A 1,800-nucleotide genomic window follows, 5' to 3' on the forward strand; every position below is an offset into this window, starting at 1 on the left:
CGCGCTTGCTCTGCTCAAACGCGAAGGCCGGTGCCCGTCTGACGTTGAACACCGACAGATTAAGTACCGGAACAACGTGATTGAATGCGATCATGGCAAACTGAAACGGATAATCGGCGCCACGCTGGGATTTAAATCCATGAAGACGGCTTACGCCACCATCAAAGGTATTGAGGTGATGCGTGCACTACGCAAAGGCCAGGCCTCAGCATTTTATTATGGTGATCCCCTGGGCGAAATGCGCCTGGTAAGCAGAGTTTTTGAAATGTAAGGCCTTTGAATAAGACAAAAGGCTGCCTCATCGCTAACTTTGCAACAGTGCCTTCTGAAACGAAATTACAGATTACGGTTAAAATATAAAAAAAAGCCACCAATCCTGCCGGATACGGTGGCTTAAATACAGAATTAATTAATTTATTTCAGTATGTTATCACACATCAGCTGAAGTGTATTGATAAACCTTGCTGCATGAAAACCATCACAGACTGCATGATGAACCTGTACAGAAACAGGTAATAGTACGCGGTCACCTTCCTGCTGAAACTTTGCCATTGTAAAAACCGGGGAAAAATAATCATCATTTCCGGTGATATTCAGATTAAATCCGTCAAAACTCACCCAGGGTAACGATGATATATTCAGGTGATTCTCCGGTAAATTTCCCTGCGGAAACAACCTGGTATCATGCTGATATTCTGCTGTTACCGCGTTATAACCCGCCATAAACTCACTGAGATCCGGAAAATAACGGCAGGACAGTGCGGAGAATGTTTCGGTTTCTTTATGAAAGACAGTAAAGACCGGGTCTGACTGTTCCCAGTAAATCAGTTCATTATCTTTCATTGCCATCCGGAACTCCGGAAACTGATTAACAGCCCGGGAGATCAGGTAAATCATCAGCGGATAAAACTTATAACCGGTTTTCGCCAGTGCAGTACGCAAAGCGGTAATATCGAGTTTGGTGGTCAGGCTGAATCCGCATTTAATCTGCTGACGATAAAGGGCAAAATGTTCCCTGCGATTCCAGGTATTCAGGTCAATCCGGGTAAAATTCATGGTTATTCCTTCTGATTAATAGTGAAAAATATTAATAATCAGAAGGCAGTCTGGTTGTCTCAATGGGTAACATTCCGTCCTCCGTAAGCTGTCTGGTATTCAGTAATAATACCCGATACGGGCTTAATCTGTATTAAGCCCGGTTTTATTTATTCCGGCCACTCATCCGCAAATACATAGCGGATCAGTTCTGCGGATTCACGGGGCGGTGCTCTCAGCACATCCGCCATTAAATCAATTTCCATCTGACAGGTTTGCAGCTTGTCTTCCGCCAGCACATACGGATCATCCGTCAGGAAACTATCGCCGTATTTATCCACCGACCCCTGTATTTGTGCCGAAAATAATGACTGAATTTCATCAGCGGAATAATGCGCAACCGGAGCCCCTTCACCGGCTGAATTCACCAGATCCAGCAACGCTCTGTTACCGATAATAAAGTCACGGTACCCGGCGGAAGCCTTTTTCATATCCGGCGGGCCAGACACTTCCGGATGCAGCACACGAAAGCAGAAGTCACCGGAGGTATCCTGCGCCAGTGCTTTCTGCAAAAATTCCAGCCGCATTTTCCCGTAATTAATCACCGCGTCATCCCCCGCGAGATAAAGCAGTTTTTTAATATTTTCGGTGGCCCACTGTTGCAGGCGCATATAGTACTCTAAACAGGGCACTGTTGCAAATAGTCGGTGGTGATAAACTTATCATCCCCTTTTGCTGATGGAGCTGCACATGAACCCATTCAAA

At 45.6% G+C, this 1,800-nt stretch carries 3 protein-coding genes; 1 reads left to right on the forward strand and 2 read right to left on the reverse strand.

The features are described 5' to 3' along the window. Window positions 1–271, forward strand: a 271-nt coding sequence (locus tag OGY13_RS21685; RefSeq protein ID WP_000629492.1) for a DDE-type integrase/transposase/recombinase, incomplete at its 5' end; no start/stop codon positions are given. 143 nt (window positions 272–414) lie between these two features. Here OGY13_RS21685 and OGY13_RS21690 read toward each other — a convergent pair. Further along, the gene (locus OGY13_RS21690) at window positions 415–1,056 is read right to left on the reverse strand and encodes a type A-2 chloramphenicol O-acetyltransferase CatII (protein WP_001011939.1); all 642 of its coding nucleotides are present in this window, start codon (window positions 1,054–1,056) and stop codon (window positions 415–417) included. A 149-nt stretch (window positions 1,057–1,205) separates the two neighbouring features. After that, the gene (locus tag OGY13_RS21695) at window positions 1,206–1,706 is read right to left on the reverse strand and encodes a hypothetical protein (protein ID WP_001239317.1); all 501 of its coding nucleotides are present in this window, start codon (window positions 1,704–1,706) and stop codon (window positions 1,206–1,208) included. Between the last annotated feature and the right edge of the window lie 94 nt (window positions 1,707–1,800).

It is taken from the genome of Citrobacter sp. Cpo045, assembly GCF_030332875.1.
GTDB lineage: Bacteria > Pseudomonadota > Gammaproteobacteria > Enterobacterales > Enterobacteriaceae > Citrobacter > Citrobacter portucalensis.

Excerpts from the sequence above, each read along its gene's own strand:
- OGY13_RS21695 (WP_001239317.1), bottom strand. The coding sequence starts at position 1,706 with ATGCGCCTGCAACAGTGGGCCACCGAAAATATTAAAAAACTGCTTTAT.
- OGY13_RS21690 (WP_001011939.1), bottom strand. The coding sequence starts at position 1,056 with ATGAATTTTACCCGGATTGACCTGAATACCTGGAATCGCAGGGAACAT.